Annotated in this window: 17 protein-coding genes; 7 read left to right on the plus strand and 10 right to left on the minus strand. The window is 73.2% G+C overall.

The features are described from left to right. Window positions 1–16: 16 nt before the first annotated feature. Window positions 17–412, plus strand: coding sequence for a hypothetical protein (locus tag ACQEVM_RS32325; protein ID WP_433084885.1), 396 nt, complete (start codon window positions 17–19; stop codon window positions 410–412). Next, a complete protein-coding gene (locus tag ACQEVM_RS32330) occupies window positions 409–720 on the plus strand; it encodes a winged helix-turn-helix domain-containing protein (RefSeq protein ID WP_433084887.1) in 312 nt (103 codons plus the stop codon). The genes ACQEVM_RS32325 and ACQEVM_RS32330 overlap by 4 nt, the downstream gene beginning before the upstream one ends. A gap of 28 nt (window positions 721–748) precedes the next feature. On the opposite strand, the gene ACQEVM_RS32335 is transcribed toward ACQEVM_RS32330, so the two are convergent. The 8 genes from ACQEVM_RS32335 to ACQEVM_RS32370 all read right to left on the minus strand — a co-directional run bounded on the left by ACQEVM_RS32335 (window position 749) and on the right by ACQEVM_RS32370 (window position 9,012). Next, entirely contained in the window at window positions 749–2,290 is a 1,542-nt protein-coding gene (locus tag ACQEVM_RS32335; RefSeq protein ID WP_433084889.1) for a protein kinase domain-containing protein, read from the minus strand. Window positions 2,291–2,292: 2 nt separating this feature from the next. Beyond that, complete coding sequence (locus ACQEVM_RS32340; RefSeq protein WP_433084891.1) at window positions 2,293–2,484, minus strand: DUF397 domain-containing protein; 192 nt, start codon at window positions 2,482–2,484, stop codon at window positions 2,293–2,295. 98 nt (window positions 2,485–2,582) lie between these two features. Continuing rightward, entirely contained in the window at window positions 2,583–3,335 is a 753-nt protein-coding gene (locus ACQEVM_RS32345) for a GntR family transcriptional regulator (RefSeq protein ID WP_433084893.1), read from the minus strand. A 202-nt stretch (window positions 3,336–3,537) separates the two neighbouring features. Next, the gene (locus tag ACQEVM_RS32350; RefSeq protein WP_433084895.1) at window positions 3,538–4,347 is read right to left on the minus strand and encodes a type III pantothenate kinase; all 810 of its coding nucleotides are present in this window, start codon (window positions 4,345–4,347) and stop codon (window positions 3,538–3,540) included. Window positions 4,348–4,350: 3 nt separating this feature from the next. Beyond that, the gene (nadC, locus tag ACQEVM_RS32355; RefSeq protein WP_433085516.1) at window positions 4,351–5,304 is read right to left on the minus strand and encodes a carboxylating nicotinate-nucleotide diphosphorylase; all 954 of its coding nucleotides are present in this window, start codon (window positions 5,302–5,304) and stop codon (window positions 4,351–4,353) included. Between the two features lie 44 nt (window positions 5,305–5,348). Further along, window positions 5,349–7,079, minus strand: coding sequence for an L-aspartate oxidase (locus ACQEVM_RS32360; RefSeq protein ID WP_433084897.1), 1,731 nt, complete (start codon window positions 7,077–7,079; stop codon window positions 5,349–5,351). Further along, window positions 7,076–8,071: a pantoate--beta-alanine ligase gene (gene panC, locus ACQEVM_RS32365; protein WP_433084899.1), complete on the minus strand. Its 996-nt coding sequence runs from the start codon at window positions 8,069–8,071 to the stop codon at window positions 7,076–7,078. Before panC ends, ACQEVM_RS32360 begins: the two co-directional genes overlap by 4 nt. Beyond that, window positions 8,068–9,012, minus strand: a complete 945-nt coding sequence (locus ACQEVM_RS32370) for a Rossmann-like and DUF2520 domain-containing protein (RefSeq protein ID WP_433084901.1) — start codon at window positions 9,010–9,012, stop codon at window positions 8,068–8,070. The genes panC and ACQEVM_RS32370 overlap by 4 nt, the downstream gene beginning before the upstream one ends. 97 nt (window positions 9,013–9,109) lie before the next feature. Here ACQEVM_RS32370 and ACQEVM_RS32375 point away from each other — a divergent pair, with 97 nt between their 5' ends. Continuing rightward, window positions 9,110–10,234, plus strand: coding sequence for a threonine aldolase family protein (locus ACQEVM_RS32375; protein WP_433084903.1), 1,125 nt, complete (start codon window positions 9,110–9,112; stop codon window positions 10,232–10,234). Between the two features lie 86 nt (window positions 10,235–10,320). Here the strand turns inward: ACQEVM_RS32375 and ACQEVM_RS32380 are convergent, their stop codons facing one another. Next, on the minus strand, window positions 10,321–10,530 hold the full coding sequence (locus ACQEVM_RS32380) for a hypothetical protein (protein ID WP_433084905.1): 210 nt from the start codon (window positions 10,528–10,530) through the stop codon (window positions 10,321–10,323). A gap of 165 nt (window positions 10,531–10,695) precedes the next feature. Here ACQEVM_RS32380 and ACQEVM_RS32385 point away from each other — a divergent pair, with 165 nt between their 5' ends. Next, window positions 10,696–11,820 carry a DUF5937 family protein gene (locus ACQEVM_RS32385; protein ID WP_433084907.1) on the plus strand — a complete coding sequence of 375 codons (1,125 nt, stop codon included), beginning with the start codon at window positions 10,696–10,698 and terminating at the stop codon, window positions 11,818–11,820. Between the two features lie 186 nt (window positions 11,821–12,006). Further along, window positions 12,007–13,557 (plus strand): M28 family metallopeptidase, encoded by a 1,551-nt coding sequence (locus ACQEVM_RS32390; RefSeq protein ID WP_433084909.1) that lies wholly within the window; start codon window positions 12,007–12,009, stop codon window positions 13,555–13,557. Between the two features lie 34 nt (window positions 13,558–13,591). Here the strand turns inward: ACQEVM_RS32390 and ACQEVM_RS32395 are convergent, their stop codons facing one another. Then, complete coding sequence (locus ACQEVM_RS32395; protein ID WP_433084911.1) at window positions 13,592–14,626, minus strand: SAM-dependent methyltransferase; 1,035 nt, start codon at window positions 14,624–14,626, stop codon at window positions 13,592–13,594. A gap of 107 nt (window positions 14,627–14,733) precedes the next feature. Here ACQEVM_RS32395 and ACQEVM_RS32400 point away from each other — a divergent pair, with 107 nt between their 5' ends. Together ACQEVM_RS32400 and ACQEVM_RS32405 are read left to right on the plus strand one after the other, a co-directional pair. Next, window positions 14,734–15,936: a sensor histidine kinase gene (locus tag ACQEVM_RS32400; protein WP_433084913.1), complete on the plus strand. Its 1,203-nt coding sequence runs from the start codon at window positions 14,734–14,736 to the stop codon at window positions 15,934–15,936. A gap of 17 nt (window positions 15,937–15,953) precedes the next feature. Beyond that, window positions 15,954–16,622, plus strand: coding sequence for a response regulator (locus tag ACQEVM_RS32405; RefSeq protein ID WP_053678436.1), 669 nt, complete (start codon window positions 15,954–15,956; stop codon window positions 16,620–16,622). Window positions 16,623–16,698: the final 76 nt, after the last annotated feature.

Consider the following 16,698-nt stretch of genomic DNA (forward strand, 5'->3'; position numbering starts at 1 on the left):
CCACGAGGGGGACACCGTGAGCGAGTACACCGAGGCCAAACGGATGGAGGCGGCGGCGCTGCTGAGGAGTGGCTGGTACGCGCGCTACCTGTGGGTTTTCGCGGCGGGTCAGCTGGTTCTGGTACCGGTGTCCCTGCTCTGGCACGGGGCCGCCCAGGCCGTCGTCTTCGCGGCGGCCAACATGCTGCTCGTGGGCGGGCTGAGCGTGTACGCGGCGCGGCAGCGGGTGGTGCGGCGCGGGTTCGGCCTCAAGCACGGTCTGGTCATCGGGACCTGGTCCGTGATGTTCGCGGCGACGGTGGTCCTGGGCACCGAGGTCTTCCGGGACGACCTGGCGTTCACGGTGGTGGCCGCGGTGGCGTGCGCGCTGCCGGCCGTCGCGGGCGCGGTGACCGAGCGGCGGGCGGCATGAGCGCGGAGGAGCGGGGCACCCATCCCCGGCACGGGCTCGCGCCGCTGTTGAACGCGCCGGTGCGGCTGTCGGTGGTGGCGGCGCTGGTCGCGGTGGACAAGGCCGAGTTCGGCTTCGTGCGGGACCTCGTGGAGGTGTCCGACTCGGTGCTGTCCAAGCAGGTGGCGGCGCTGGAGGAGGCGGGCCTGGTGGCCGTCGCCAAGGGCCGGGTGGCCCGCCGCCCGCGGACCTGGCTCTCGCTGACCCCGGCCGGCCGGACCGTCTACCGGCGCCACCTGGACGCGCTGCGGGCCATCGCGGGTCCGTAGGCGATGCCCCGGGGCCGTCGCGGGCCGCTCAGCGGCCCGGGGACGCCCCCTGGCGACGTCCGGGGACGGCGGCGCCCGAGGGCAGGAGCATCCCGACGAGCAGTCCGGACCCGATCCAGACCCCGACGCCGATCGCGACCGCGCCCAGGGCCGGGACCGGTGTCCGGGCGGCCGTCAGCCAGGCGGCGAACACGCCGGCGATCTGCCCCGTGTCGTTGGCGAGGAAAGCGGCCTCCTTGGCCCGCGAGACGGCGCGGATCGCCTTGTGCTGCCAGTGGCCGACGGTCCAGAGCACCGGCGCCGTGGCGAGGCCGACCAGGATCGCCTTCCACCAGGTCACCGGGGTGGCGAACAGCAACGTGAGCAGCACCGCCAGGCCGACCGCCGGCCCGAGGAGGAGGCTGACGCCGGTGAACGCGTCCACCTCGTCCGATTGGATCTCCTTGTTCAACCAGGCGACGAGCGTGACGCCCAAGGCAGCGGCGACGGCCCAGAAACCGGACAGGGCCCCGAAGCCGAACAGCTGGCCGCCGGCCGCCAATCCGGGCAGGAGCGTGCCCGCCCAGGCGGACCCCGGGGAGACCACGACCAGCCTGCCCGGCGCGCGCTCGGAACCGGGGCTCCCCTTCGGCTGTGGTTCGGGCTTCGGTCGGGCGGCGACCGCCGGGGCCTCCGCCGCGGTCCGGGTCGTCACCGGTGGGCGCGGCTGCCAGGACGGCGCCTTGGCGCCGGCGCCCTGCCCGGGCACCGGCCCGGCCGGCGGGGCGACGGCGGCGCGCAGCAGTTCGGCGGTCCGCGCCGCCGAGTCCGGGCGGTCCGCGGCGTCCTTGCTCAACAGGCTCAGGACCAGCAGGTCCAGGGCCCGGGGGATCTCGGGGCGGCGGACCCGCAGGGAGTCGGGTGCGCGTTGCGCGTGCTGGGCAAGCACCTCCCAGGGTGATCCGGTGAACGGCAGCTCACCGGCGAGCAGTTCGTACAGGAGGCAGCCCAGGCTGTAGATGTCGGTGCGGCCGTCCACCGCGTCGCCGCGCGCCTGTTCCGGCGACATGTAGGCGGGTGTGCCGATCGCCAGGCCGGTCGTGGTCAGTCCCTGCATGCCGCTCTGCCGGGCGATCCCGAAGTCGCAGATCTTGATCCGGCCCCGGGTGGTGAGCAGCACGTTGCCGGGCTTGATGTCGCGGTGGACGACGCCCGCGCCGTGGGCCGCCTGGAGCCCCTCGCATATCTGCGCGCCCCAGCGCACGACGTCCTCGATCGCGGCCCGGCCGGTGGCGGTGCCGAGCGGGTGCCCGTCGACGAGTTCCATGACCAGGTAGACCACGGTCCGGTGGTCGACGACGGTCTCGCCGACGTCGTGGACGGACACCACGTGGGGGTCCGACAGCGCCGCGGCCGCCCGGGCCTCGGCGCGCAGCCGTAGCGCGAGTTTGTCGTCTCCGGGCCGGGCGATGACCTTCACGGCGACGGCCCGGCCGAGTTCGAGGTCCCGGGCCCGCCACACCTCCCCCATGCCGCCCGCGCCGATGCGGTCGTCCAGCGCGTAGCGGCCGGCCAGGATCGCCCCGTTCATGCCTACCCGTCCGCCTTGACGGCGTCCAGGAACGCGGCCCAGGCGGCGTGCGTCGTGGCCATGACGAGGTGGGCGGGGTCCGAGCGGTCGGCCACCCGGACCAGGGTGCCGGGCGCGGCGGACACGTACACGCAGTTGGCGCCGTCGTCGCAGTGGGACGACTTCTGCCAGGTGGGGCGAGTGGTCGTGGTCATGGTGTCTCCTCCGGCGGAAACGGGGTCACGGTGCCTGTCGTGGGCCGACCGTAACCCCCGCAGGGGCACACTTCGGCCATTTCCGTGGAAGTTCCCGCTCACTCGATCGGAAACGCGTACGCGATCTCGTACCGGGAATCGGGGATGACCAGGTCCGCGGTCTCCACCGGGCGGCCCTCCGAATCCAGGTACGTGCGCTCGATCTCGGTGATGAGCGAGCCGACGCTGATGCCCAGCAGGTTGGCCTGTGCCTGGTTGGCGCGCGACGGACGCGGTATCTCCAGCACCGAGGCGACCGTGATGCCGATGGACCGCATGCGCGCGACCACGCCGGCCCCGCGCAGCTCCCCGTCCTCCGGCAGGACGACCGGGGTGTCGGCGGTGAGGGCCATCGGCTCCCAGGACTGGGACAGTTCGGCGGGGCTGCCGTCGGCCATGAACTCGTAGCGGGTCATCACGCACGGGTCGCCGGGGGCGATGGCGAGGCGGGCCGCGATGTGTTCGGGGGCCGGGGTGTGGGCGACGGTCCGGGCGTCCCAGGAGGCCGCGAAGCCGTGTTCGAGGGCCTCGGCGCGGAAGGCGTTGCCCGAGTTCGGCACCCGCCGGCGGGTGCGCACCATGCGCATCCGCCGGCGCGGGGTGCGCACGAACGTCCCGGAACCGGCGCGGCCTTCGAGGAGGCCCTCGATGATCAGCCGTTCCAGGGCGCGTTGGGTGACGCTCTGTCCGACGGAGTACTCGGCGGCGAACCGCGACCGGGAGGGAAGCTTGTCGCCGACCTCCCACTCGCCCGCCTCGATGCGGGCCCGAAGGGCGTCGACCACCAGCAAGTACGGTGATTCACGGGGCATTTGGACCATCCTGGAGCGTCGCAAACACGTGCGTCCGACGCCGACAAAGCTAAGGCATCAGGTCGAACCCGACGCGTCAGCCTGACGGCCGGTGAACCGCCACGACGACGAGGGACGACGGACGACGGACGCCGAGGGACGACGAGGAAGGCCCCCGCCCGGTGGGCGGGGGCCTCGTGTCACGCCTCGTCGCGCCGCGGCGTCACTCGAAGTTGGGCGCGTTGCGCTCGTAGACCAGCCGCAGTCCGATCAGCGTCAGCCACGGCTCGTGGTCGTCGATCACCGCGGCCTCGCCGAGGACGATCGGCGCCAGGCCACCGGTGGCGATCACGCGGACGTCGTCCGGGTCGCCGGTGGGGCCGGCCAGCTCCTTGGCCATCCGGTTCACGATCCCGTCGACCTGGCCGGCGAACCCGTAGACCACGCCCGACTGCATCGCCTCGACCGTGGACTTGCCGATGACGTTGCGCGGGCGGGCCAGCTCGATCTTGCGGAGCTGGGCGCCGCGCACGCCGAGGGCCTCCATCGAGATCTCGATGCCCGGGGAGATCACCCCGCCGACGTACTCGCCCTTCGCGGACACCGCGTCGAAGGTGGTGGCCGTGCCGAAGTCGACGACGATCGCCGGTCCGCCGTACAGCTCGACGGCCGCGACCGCGTTGATGATGCGGTCCGCGCCGACCTCCTTCGGATTGTCCATGAGGATGGGCACGCCCGTCTTGATGCCGGGCTCGACCAGCACGGCCGGCACGTCGCCGTAGTAGCGGCGGGTGACCTCGCGCAGTTCGTGCAGCACCGAGGGGACCGTCGAACAGATCGCGATGCCGTGGATGCCGTCGCCCAGCTCGGTGCCGAGCATCGGGTGCATGCCCATCAGGCCCTGCATGAGGACGGCCATCTCGTCGGCCGTCCTGCGCGGGTCGGTGGAGATGCGCCAGTGCTCGACGATCTCGTCACCGTCGAACAGGCCCAGCACCGTGTGGGTGTTGCCCACGTCGATGGTGAGGAGCATCGGTTACACCGCCTCGCGGAGGTCGAGGCCGATGTCCAGGATCGGCGAGGAGTGGGTGAGCCCGCCGACCGCGAGGTAGTCCACGCCGGTCTCGGCGTAGGCGCGGGCGGTGTCCAGGGTCAGCCGGCCGGAGGACTCCAGGACGGCGCGGCCGGCGACCAGCGCGACGGCCTCGGCGGTCTGCCCGACGGTGAAGTTGTCCAGCAGGATCAGGTCGGCGCCGGCGTCCAGGACCTCGCCGATCTGCGCGAGGGTGTCGACCTCGACCTCGATCGGGACGTCGGGGAAGGCCTCGCGGACGGCCGTGAACGCCTGGGCGACGCCGCCCGCCGCGACCACGTGGTTGTCCTTGACCAGCGCCGCGTCCGACAGCGACATGCGGTGGTTGACGCCGCCGCCGCAGCGGACCGCGTACTTCTCCAGCGCGCGCAGGCCCGGAGTGGTCTTGCGGGTGTCGCGGACCTTCGCGGACGTGCCGTCCAGGACGTCGGCCCAGCGGCGGGTGGCGGTCGCGATGCCCGACAGCCGGCACAGGATGTTCAGGGCGCTGCGCTCGGCCGTCAGCAGGTCGCGGGTGCGGGCGCGGACGGACAGCAGCACCTCGCCCGCCTTGACGGTGTCCCCGTCCTCGGCGTGCCGCTCGACCTCGAACGCCTCGGTGCAGACCACCGAGAACACGGCCTCGGCGATCCGCAGGCCGGCCACGACGCCGTCCTCGCGCGCGATGAAGTCCGCGACGGCCTCGGCGTCCTCGGGCACGGTGGCGACGGTGGTGACGTCGACCCCGCCGTCGAGGTCCTCGGACAGCGCCATGTGCGCGATGTCCTCGACCTCGATCGGGTCCAGGCCGGCGTCCGCGAGCAGCTCGGCGAGCGCCGGGTCCAGGCCGGACTCCTCGCCGTCACCGCAGGCGCAGTCGTCGCCGCAGCCGCCCTCGGCCTGCCCCAGGAGGGGCAGTTCGTCGTGCGCGGTGCGGTCGGTGTCTTCGTGCTGGTGCGTGCTCACGCTTGCTGCTCCTGGCTGAGGGGGTGGGAGACGGGCGGGAAGTCCGCCGAGTCGGTGGGGGTGACGACCAGCGCCCGCTTCTCGGTCGCGGACAGTCGCACGACCAGGTGGCGGCGCCAGTGGGCGTCGTCCCGGTCGGGGTGGTCCTCGCGCCAGTGGCAGCCGCGGGTCTCCTCGCGCCGCCGGCCGGCGGCGACCAGGACCCGGGCCACGCACAGGAGGTTCGTGGCCTCCCAGGTGTCCACGCCCGGTTCGGCGGTCTTGCCGTGCGCTTCGAGGTTGTTCAGGGCCGCGGCGTACAGGTCTTCGAGGGCGGCGGCGGCCGTGGCCAGGGACTCCGCGGAGCGCAGCACGCCCGCGCCGTCCGTCATGATGCGCTGGATCTCGTACCGGGCCTCGGCGGGCTGGAGCGGGCCGGTGGCCGGCACGGGGATGCCGGGGCCGTTGCCCGCGAGCGGCCGGCGGGCGATGTCGTCCGCGATCCGCTCGGCGAAGACCAAGCCCTCCAGCAGGGAGTTGGACGCCAGCCGGTTCGCGCCGTGCACGCCGGTACAGGCGACCTCGCCACAGGCGTACAGGCCGGGCACCGTGGTGCGGCCGTGCAGGTCGGTGCGGACGCCGCCCGACGCGTAGTGGGCGGCGGGGGCGACCGGGATGGGCTCGGTGACCGGGTCGATGCCGTGGGAGCGGCAGGCGGCGAGGATCGTGGGGAAGCGCTGCTCCCACATCCGGGCGCCGAAGTGCCGGGCGTCAAGGTACATGTGCCGGGTGCCCTGTGCCTGCATGCGGCGCATGATGCCCTTGGCGACGATGTCGCGGGGGGCGAGTTCGGCCAGTTCGTGCTGTCCGACCATGAAGCGCACGCCGTCCGCGTCGACGAGGTGGGCGCCCTCGCCGCGGACGGCCTCGGAGACCAGCGGCTGTTGTCCCTCGGCGTCGGCGCCGAGGAACAGCACCGTCGGGTGGAACTGGACGAATTCGAGGTCGGAGACCTCGGCGCCGGCGCGCAGCGCGAGGGCCACCCCGTCGCCCGTGGAGACGGACGGGTTGGTGGTGGCCGAGAAGACCTGGCCCATGCCGCCGGTCGCGAGGATCACCGCGGGGGCGTGGACGGCGCCCACGCCGTCGTGCTGGCCCTCACCCATGACGTGCAGGGTGACGCCCGCGGTGCGGCCCTCGGCGTCCTGGAGCAGGTCCAGGACGAGCGCGTTCTCGACGGTCTCGATGCCCGCGTCCTGGACGGCCTCCACGAGGGCCCGGGAGATCTCGGCGCCGGTGGCGTCGCCGCCGGCGTGCGCGATCCGACGGCGGTGGTGGCCGCCCTCCCGCGTCAGCTCTATCTCCCCGGTCTCGGCCGAGGTGTCGAAGACGGCGCCGGTCGAGATGAGGCGTCGTACGGCGTCCGGCCCCTCGGTGACCAGCAGCCGGACGGCGGCCTCGTCACACAGGCCCGCGCCCGCCACCAGGGTGTCGTCCAGGTGCTGCTCGGGGGTGTCGCCGTCGCCGAGGGCGGCGGCGATGCCGCCCTGGGCCCAGCGGGTGGATCCGTCGTCGAGCCGGGCCTTGGTGACCACGACCGTGCGGCGGCCGGCGGCGGCGCAGCGCAGCGCCACCGTCAGGCCCGCCACGCCCGAGCCGACGACGACGACGTCCGCGTCGAGGGACCAGCCGGGGGCGGGGGCGTGCAGCCGTATGCCGGTGCCGGCGGCACTTCTGCCAGTGCTCACGAGTGTGCTCCGAACTCCAATGGGATGTTGTCGATCAGCCGGGTCGCGCCCACCTTGGCGGCGACGGCCAACACGGCCCGTCCCGTGAACCCGGGGCCGATGTCGGTGAAGTCCTGGGGGTCGACCAGCGCCAGGTAGTCCAGGGCCAGAGGCGGATCGTGCCGGCCCGCGTCCTCCAGGACGTGCCGGGCGGCGGACCGTACGGCGTCGGGCAGGCCGGAGCCGGCCGCGGAGACGGCGTGCGCGTCGGCGGAGGCGCGGATCTCGCCGAGCCGGGCCAGGGCGGTGGCGCGTTCGTCGCTCGCCGGGGAGGCCTCGGCGCGGGCGCGCAGGGCGGCCTGGGCGGCGAGGCGGTCGCGGCCCGCGAAGAGGGCGCGGGACAGGGCGAGGGCCGTGCGGCGTTCCGCCGGGGAGAGGTAGCGGTTGCGGGAGGACAGCGCGAGGCCGTCGTCCTCGCGGGTGGTGGGTACGCCGACCACCTCGACGGGGAAGTTCAGGTCGGTCACCATGCGCCGGATCAGGGCCAGTTGCTGCGCGTCCTTCTGGCCGAAGAGGGCCAGGTCGGGGCGGGTGAGGTGGAGCAGTTTCGCGACGACGGTCAGCATGCCGTCGAAGTGGCCGGGGCGGGTGGCGCCTTCGAGGCGGCCGCCCATGGGGCCGGCGGTGATCCGGACCTGGGGGTCGCCGCCGGGGTAGACCTCGTCCGCGGCGGGGGCGAACACCGCGTCGGCGCCGGCGCCGGCGGCGATGCGCAGGTCGGCGTCGAGGGTGCGGGGGTAGCGGTCGAGGTCCTCGTTCGCCCCGAACTGGAGGGGGTTCACGAAGACGGTGACGACGACCTGGCCGTCGGCGCCGGCGAGGTCGCGGGCCGTGCGGATCAGGGAGGCGTGGCCGTCGTGCAGGGCGCCCATGGTCATGACGACGGCTCGGCGGCCGGGGCGGGCGAGGCCGTGCAGTTCCCCGGCGGTGTTCAGGAGCAGGGGGCCGGTCATCGGCGTTCGCCTTCCGGGCCGATGCCGTCGCCGCCGTCGGCGAGCACGCCCAGCAGGTCTTCGGCGAGTTCGGGCTTGAGCAGGCCGTGTGCGAGGGCCCGGTCGGCGGTCGTGCGGGCCATCGCCAGGTAGCCGGCGACGGCGGTGGGGGCGTGCCTGCGCAGTTCGAGGACGTGGGCGGCGACGGTGCCGGCGTCGCCGCGGGCCACGGGGCCGGTGAGGGCCGCGTCGCCGGAGCGCAGGGCGTTGTCCAGGGCGGCGCCGAGGAGCGGGCCGAGCATCCGGTCCGGGTGTTCGACGCCGGCCGTGCGCAGCAGTTCCATGGACTGGGCGACCAGGGTGACCAGGTGGTTCGCGCCGAGCGCGAGGGCCGCGTGGTAGAGCGGACGGCTCTCCTCCGCGATCCACTCGGGTTCGCCGCCCATCTCGATGACCAGGGCCTCGGCGGCGAGCCGCAGCTCGTCGGGGGCGGTGACGCCGAAGGAGCAGCCGGCGAGGCGCTGCACGTCGACCTCGGTACCGGTGAACGTCATCACGGGGTGCAGGGCCAGCGGCAGGGCGCCCGCGCGGCGGGCGGGGTCGAGGACCGCGGTCCCGTACCGCCCCGAGGTGTGGACGAGGAGCCGGCCGGGGCGGATCGCGCCGGTCTCGACGAGGCCCTCGACCAGGGAGGGCAGTGCGTCGTCGGGGACGGTGAGCAGGACCAGCTCGGCCCGCTCCAGCACCTCGGCGGGCGGTACGACGGGCACGTCGGGCAGCAGTCGCGCCGCTCGTCGGCGGGAGGCCTCGGACACGCCGGACACGGCGACGGGGCGGTGTCCGGCCTGCTGGAGGGCGCGGGCCAGCGCGGGGCCGACCCGGCCGGCGCCGACGACGCCGACGGTGAGCCGTGCGGGGCGGTCCGACGGATCCCTGGGCTCCGTCTGAAGGGGTGCGTTCACGCGGGGAAAGCCTTCCGTTCCAGTCCGCGGGGGGTACCGGACGATACGCCGCCATGCTAGCCCCTGGGCGTGTCGGCCGGTCGGCGATGATCGGTGCATGACTGCTGATGAAGACCGTACGAAGCGGCTGGTCGCGGCGTGGCGCGGAGCGGGTCGGACGCTCTCGCGGAGCCTGCTGGAGCCGACGGTGGGCGAGCTGCTCGCGGCCCTGCCGCAGGCGGCCGCCGCCGACCCGGACGAGTCCGCCGACGTGTACGGCGACGGGGTGGTGGCCAGACTGGAGGAGCGGGTCGCCGAGCTGCTGGGGACGGCGGACGCGGCGTTCTTCCCGTCGGGGACGATGGCGCAGCAGATCGCGCTGCGGTGCTGGGCGGGACGTACCGGGAACCCGGTGGTGGCGCTGCACCCCATGGGCCATCCGGAGCTGTGGGAGGGCGGGGCGCTGTCGGTGGTCTCGGGGTTGCGGACGGTGTACCCGACGCGGGACCCGAGGCAGCCCACGCCGCAGGAGGTCGCGGAGGTCGCGGAGCCCTTCGGCACGCTGATGCTGGAGTTGCCGCTGCGGGACGCGGGGTTCCTCCTGCCGACGTGGGAGGAGCTGACGGCGCTGGTGGACGCGGCCCGGGCGCGGGACGCGGTGGTGCACTTCGACGGGGCGCGGCTGTGGGAGTCCACGACGCACTTCGGGCGGCCGTTGTCGGAGATCGCGGGGCTCGCGGACTCCGTGTACGTGTCGTTCTACAAGTCGCTGGGCGGGTTGAGCGGCGCCGCGCTGGCGGGTTCCGCGGAGCTGGTCGCGGAGGCGCGGGTGTGGCGGCACCGGTACGGGGGCCAGATCTTCCGGCAGTTCCCGCAGGCGCTGTCCGCGCTGGCGGGGCTGGAGCGGGAGCTGCCGCGGCTGCCGTCGTACGTGGAGCGGGCGCGCATGGTCGCCGGGGCCCTGCGGGAGGGCTTCGCGGAGGCCGGGGTGCCCTGGTTCCGGGTCCATCCGCAGGAGCCGCACACGCACCAGTTCCAGGTGTGGCTGCCGTACGAGGCGGAGCGGTTGACGGAGGCGGGCCTGCGGCAGGCGGAGGAGACGGGGACGGTGCTGTTCCGCCGCTGGTCGGCGGAGGGACCGCCGGGGTTGTCGATGACGGAACTGGAGGTCACCGAGCCGGGTCTGGAGTGGACCGGGGCGGATGTCGGGGCGGCGGTGGCGGACTTCGTGGCCCGCTTGTAGCGGGCGCGGCGGGCGGGGGCGCGGCGGGCCGGGCCGGGCCGGGCTCCTGTTGCCGCCCCGCCCGCCCCCGATGCCGCCCCGCCCCGTCAGCAGGATCGGGGCCGGGAGAAGAGCCGGCGCACGGCCCGGGTCAGCCGGCGGCGGGCCGGGGGGCCGGCGAGGACCGCGCGGGAGCGGGCCCGGTCGCGGGCCTCCCGGATGACGGCCACGTCGTCCCGGCCGGGCGGCGGCGGCATGGGCGTCCCGTGTTGTGATGCCCGGTAGGTGTCGAGGAGGTACTGCTCGATCGCGCTCATGGAGACCACCCTCACCCCCTCGGCCGCACCCGTCCCGTCGATTGACGGTCCTCGTCAACCGAACCGCATTCCGCCTGGTGGGCGGCTTGCGGGACGGCTCCCCGGGCGTCGGCCCGGCACCCCCCGGCGAACGCCTGCCCGACCCGTGCCGGACAGAATGGGGCGATGAGCGTCACCATCGACATCGCCGGGCTCCCCGCGGAGCGGATCGCGTTCGCGCCCTCCCCACTCGCCGAACTCTGCATGGCCCTGCACGCGCTCTCCCAGCCCGCCCACCACCCCGGGCTGCAGTCGTGGGCGAACGCCACGCGGGCCGGGCTCGACCCCTGCCTCGCCGATCGGCTGCTGGAAGCCGACTTCATGTGGCGGAGTTCGTTCTCGGACGTCTTCATGCCCTTCGCCGGGGTGCCCGGCGGCTCGGGCCTGCCCGCCGGGACACTGGCCGAGGAACTCGACGTACTCGACCGGCTGGACGACGAGCGGTTCGTGACCGCCGCCCTGGAGCACTGCTGGCTGGCCCTCTACAACGAGGGCGGTGTGGCCTCGCCGCTCCACGACGCGGCCTCGCGCGCCAAGGCGTTGGACACGGCCGCCGCGCGAGGGCCCCGCCAGTTGCAGTTCTCGCTCCGCCTGTTGGACGACACGGCCGCCGTGCGGGTGTGGATGCGCCGGTTGCTGGAGGACTGCCACGAGGCCTTCTTCGGCGAGGTCTGGCGGCGGATCGGCCCGCGGCAGGCCGCCGACGCCCGGCACAAGGCGGAGGTGCTCCGCCACAAGGGGTTGCCGGCCGCGCTGCGGGAGGTGTCGTCGGCGCTGAGCCTGGATCGGGCCGGGACCACGATCACCGCCGACAAGATGGTCAACGGTTCGGCGACCGCCACCGATCCCCGGGTGGGTCGGGGGCTGGTCTTCATACCGACCCACTTCGGCTGGCCACACCTGCTGGTCCTGCACGCCCCGGGCTGGCGTCCGGTGGTCCACTACCCGCTCGATTCGCCCGAGTTGGCGTCCGGGCCCGGCTCGGTGGAGGTGCTCCGACGGCGCATGGAGGCCCTGGCGCACCCGATGCGGATGATGCTGTGCCGGAGCCTGGCCCGCGGGCCGCACACCACCAGCGAGCTGGCTGCGGTCTACGGCATATCCGCCCCCGAGGTGTCCCGTCACCTGTCGGTGCTCAAGAAGGCCGAGCTGTTGCACACGTACCGTCAGGGCCGTTACGCACAGCACCAGTTGGACGTCACGGCGGTGGCACGCCTCGGATCCGACTTCATGGAAGGCATCCTCCGGTAGGTCGAAACCGGCGGACAGTGGCCGATTAACACCGGCTCAGTTTCACCGATATACGGAATTCATAAACCGGAATCAGTGAAAACTCTGGCCAGAGTGGCCCGTTGCTGTTTAACGTGCGACCACCACTCCCCCTCGCGCACCGTGCGACACCACACGTATGCCTGCACCTGTCGTGAAAGGACCTTCATGCCCTCACGCCGTATAGCCGCCGCCACCGCCGCCCTGGCCGTCGTGGCTCTCGTCTCCCCACTGCTCCTCGCCGGTCCCGCCGGTGCCACCGGCCCCCAGAGCGACGCCGCCAAGGGCGACGCATTGGCCAAGAAGCTGGTCAAGGAGGCGACCGGCAAGGGCGCCAACAACCACCTGAAGGTCTTCCAGTCGATCGCCGACTACAACAAGGGAACCCGGGTGGCCGGTTCCAAGGGCCACGTGCAATCCGCCCAGTACGTCGAAGCGGTGCTGCGCGCGGCGGGATACAAGGTCACGAAGAACGAGTTCGACTTCGTGTATGTCGAGACCATCTCGGAAAAGCTCACCGTGAACGGCGACGCCGAACGCGAAGTCCCGATCAACCTGATGACGTACACCGCGAGCGGCCCCGAGGACGGCATCACGGCGCAGCTCGCCGCCGCCCCCGTCGACGCCGACGGCACGAACGGTTGCGAGCCCGCCGACTTCGCCTCCGGCACCTTCACCGGCAAGATCGCCCTGGTGAAGCGCGGCGGCTGCACGTTCGCGGTGAAGCAGGCGAACGCGGCGGCGGCCGGCGCGGTCGGCGCCGTCATCTACAACAACACCGAGGGCGCGCTGAACGGCACCCTGGGCGCCGCGGACGCGGGCAAGGTCCCGACGGGCGGCGTCAGCCAGGCGGAGGGCGAGAAGCTCGCCGCCGAGGTGGCCGCCGGTCCGGTCTCGATCACCCTGGACATCCGCGAGTTGCGCGAGAACCGCAAGACCTACAACGTCGTGGCCGAGACGCGGGGCGGCGACGAGAACAACACCGTCTTCCTGGGCGCGCACCTGGACTCGGTCTCGGAGGGGCCCGGCATCAACGACAACGGATCCGGTTCGGCCGGCATCCTCCAGGTCGCGCAGCGCCTCGCGAGCAGCCAGACGAAGGTCAAGAACAAGGTCAAGTTCGCCTGGTGGTCGGCGGAGGAGTTCGGCCTGCTCGGCTCCGAGGCGTACGTGGCCGGTCTGACGGACGCGCAGAAGAAGCAGATCAGGCTCTACCTGAACTTCGACATGATCGCCTCGCCGAACGCCGCCTACTTCGTCTACGACGGCGACGACTCGGACAAGGTCGGTTCGGGCCCCGGCCCCGAGGGCTCCGCGCAGTTGGAGAAGGGCATCACCGACTTCCTCGACGCGCAGCGCATCCCGCACGAGGGCTCGGACTTCACCGGCCGCTCGGACTACGGCCCGTTCATCGAGGCCGGCATCCCGTCCGGCGGTACGGACACGGGCGCCGAGGGCATCAAGACCGCCGAGCAGGCCGCGAAGTTCGGCGGCCAGGCCGGGATCGCCTACGACGTGAACTACCACGGCAAGGGCGACGACATCAACAACATCGATCAGAAGGCGCTCGACATCAACGTCGACGTCATCGCGAACGCGGTCGGCCACTACGCCTACGACCTGGCCCCGCTGTCGCAGCCGGTCGTCGCGAAGCCGAGCACGGGCTCGGGCAACGGCGGGGGCCTGCGCCCCGGGCACGACCACCACACGGAGCGGTAGCACGCCGACGGGCGTGAGAGGGGTCGGGATCCCGTCAGGGGGTCCCGGCCCCTTCGCCGTACCCGGCTCCCTCGCCGGTCCCGGCCCCTTCGCCGTACCCCGCCGGCCAGGGGGCGATGCCGACCGGCTGGACCAGCCAGCCGAAGTCGCCCAGGCCTCCGCGCGCGGTGAGTTCCGCCGCCTCGCCCGCCGCCGACAGGGCGCGGACGTACGCCACCGGGTCCGTCGAGGCCAGGGCCAGGGGCGGTCTGCCGCCCGAGACCCCGAGGAGCGCCAGGGCCCGGCGCTGTGTGAGCAGGGTCGCGCCCGGTCCCGCGCAGGCGTCCAGCGCCACGTGGGCGGTGACGTCGCAGCCACCGTCCGGGATCGCGGGGACCTCCCGGCCCGCGCGGAAGCCGGTGAGGGTGCCGAACGGGGGCCGGGCCTCCCTGGTGTGGGCGTAGTCCACCGCCACCGCCAGGCCCCGCTCCAGGGTCGCGGTGGCCGCCGCCCAGGCCTCGTCGCGGGAGCGGCCGATCTCGGCCCGGCCCGGGGCCGGCCACCACCGCTCCAGCCAGGCCCGGTCCGCCTCCTCCAGGGGCCCGCCGGGGCTCTCCGTGCCGTCGGGCGCGACCGTGACGTAGCGCCCGTCCTCGGCGATCTCCAGCGGCACGTTGTCCAGCCACTCGTTGGCGAACAGCAGCCCCGTCGTCCGTTCGGGCGGTACCGGGACCCAGTGGATCCGGGGGTCCGGCCCCTCGGGCCGGGCCGCGCGCTCGACCGCGTACGGACGCACCCGCGCGGCCGTCTCCGCGGGCAGGGCGTCCAGCACCCCGACGAGCAGTTCCCCGCGCCCGGCCCCCACGTCGACCAGGTCCAGCCCCCGAGGGCGCCCGAGGGCCTCGTCCACCGCGAGGAGGAGCCGGGCGACGGCCTCCGCGTACAGCCGCGAGGCGTGCACGGAGGTGCGGAAGTGCCCGGCGGGACCGGCGCCACCAGGACGGACGTAGAAGCCGTCGGGACCGTACAGCGCGGCCTCCATCGCCGACCGCCAACGAACCGGAACCGCACGTTCGCCCTGAGTGCTCATCGACCCAAGGCTAAGCTCACCCTCCACCTTCGGGAGTACTTCATCCCTCAACGGATCGCCCCTCTGGTTGACTCCAGCACCTGTCCACTTTGCCTACTCTGGGTTACGTGCAGCGCCTCTACGACTTCCTCCGCAGACACCCCACGGGCGTCGACAGCTTCTGGGCTGCCCTGCTCTTCGGGGTCTCCCTGCTGGAAGTCGCCAACAGTGGTCTGAGCAGCACCGCCACCCGTCTGATCGCCGTCCCCTCGGTGATCGCGATGAGCGCGGTGGTGGCCCTGCGCCGCAAGTGGACCGTGCCCATGTTCTGGCTCGCCGTCGGCACCGGCGTCTACCAACTGCTGACCCGCACCGATCCACACACCGGCGACTTCGGGATGCTGATCATCCTCTACACGGTCGCGGCGTCCGCGGACGTCTCGCGCCGGCTGTCCCGGGCGGCGTTCGGCATCGGGCTGACCGCGTCCCCGCTGTACTTCCTGCGCTTCCACGTGGACCGGGGCGCGACCGGCGACAACATCATCGGCGCCCTCTTCGCCGTCGTGCCCTTCGCCCTCGCCTGGGTACTCGGCGACTCCGTGCGCACCCGCCGCGCCTACTACGCCCAGCTCGTCGAACGCAACCAGCGCCTGGAGAAGGAACGCGAGGCCCAGGCCAAGGCGGCCGTCACCACCGAACGCGCCCGGATCGCCCGCGAGCTGCACGACGTCGTCGCGCACAACGTGTCGGTGATGGTGGTGCAGGCCGACGGCGCCGCGTACGTCATGGACGTGGCACCGGAACAGGCCAAGGAGGCCCTCCAGACCATCTCCGGCACCGGCCGACAGGCCCTGGCCGAGATGCGGCGACTTCTGGGCGTGCTGCGCACCGGCGAACCGCAGGAGTCCGAGGACTACGTGCCGCAGCCGGACGTGGAACAGATCGAGGTCCTGGTCGAGCAGGTGCGGGCCGCCGGCCTCACGGTGGACTTCCAGGTCGAGGGCGCCCCCCGCCGGCTGCCGAGCGGGGTCGAACTGACCGCGTACCGGATCGTGCAGGAGGCGCTGACCAACACGCGCAAGCACGGGGGCCCCGAGGCGAGCGCCAGCGTCCGGCTGGTCTACTTCGACGACGGGCTGGGCCTGCTCGTGGAGGACGACGGCCGGGGCGCGGCCCACGAACTGTACGAGGACGGCGGCGCCGACGGCGCCGGACACGGGCTGATCGGCATGCGGGAACGCATCGGTATGGTCGGAGGCACCCTGGACGCGGGCCCGCGTCCCGGCGGCGGCTTCCGGATCAGCGCACTGCTCCCGCTCAAGAAGAGATGACGAGGACGAGGTAACCGATGTCCATCCGAGTGATGCTGGTCGACGATCAGGTGCTGCTGCGCACCGGCTTCCGAATGGTGCTTGCCGCCCAGCCGGACATGGACGTGGTCGCCGAGGCCGGGGACGGCCTGGAGGCGCTGGAGGTGCTGCGGGCCACCAAGGTGGACGTGGTGCTCATGGACGTCCGCATGCCGCGGCTCGACGGGGTCGAGGCGACCCGGCGCATCTGCGAACCCGAGGAACACCCCAAGGTCATCATCCTGACCACGTTCGACCTGGACGAGTACGCGTTCTCCGGCCTGAAGGCCGGTGCGAGCGGCTTCATGCTCAAGGACGTCCCGCCGGCGGAACTCCTGGCCGCGATCCGCTCCGTGCACAGCGGCGACGCCGTCGTCGCCCCGTCCACGACGCGGCGCCTGCTGGACCGCTTCGCGCCGATGCTGCCGACCACGACGGCGGAGCCGCGGAACAAGGACGTGGAGCGGCTGACCGAGCGCGAGCGGGAGGTCATGCTGCTGGTGGCGCAGGGCCTGTCGAACGGCGAGATCGCGGCCCGACTGGTCCTCTCGGAGGCCACCGTCAAGACGCACGTGGGCCGCATCCTGACCAAGCTGGGCCTGCGCGACCGGGTACAGGTCGTGGTCCTGGCGTACGAGACGGGGCTGGTCCGCGCCGGCGGCCTCTAGGTGTATTGCCCCGGGAGGTTGTGGATGGGTGATGCAGGTCTCGGCTGGGGCATCTTGAACGGGTGAGGGCCTTCCG

This window comes from Streptomyces sp. CA-243310, from assembly GCF_050936775.1.
Lineage (GTDB): Bacteria > Actinomycetota > Actinomycetes > Streptomycetales > Streptomycetaceae > Streptomyces.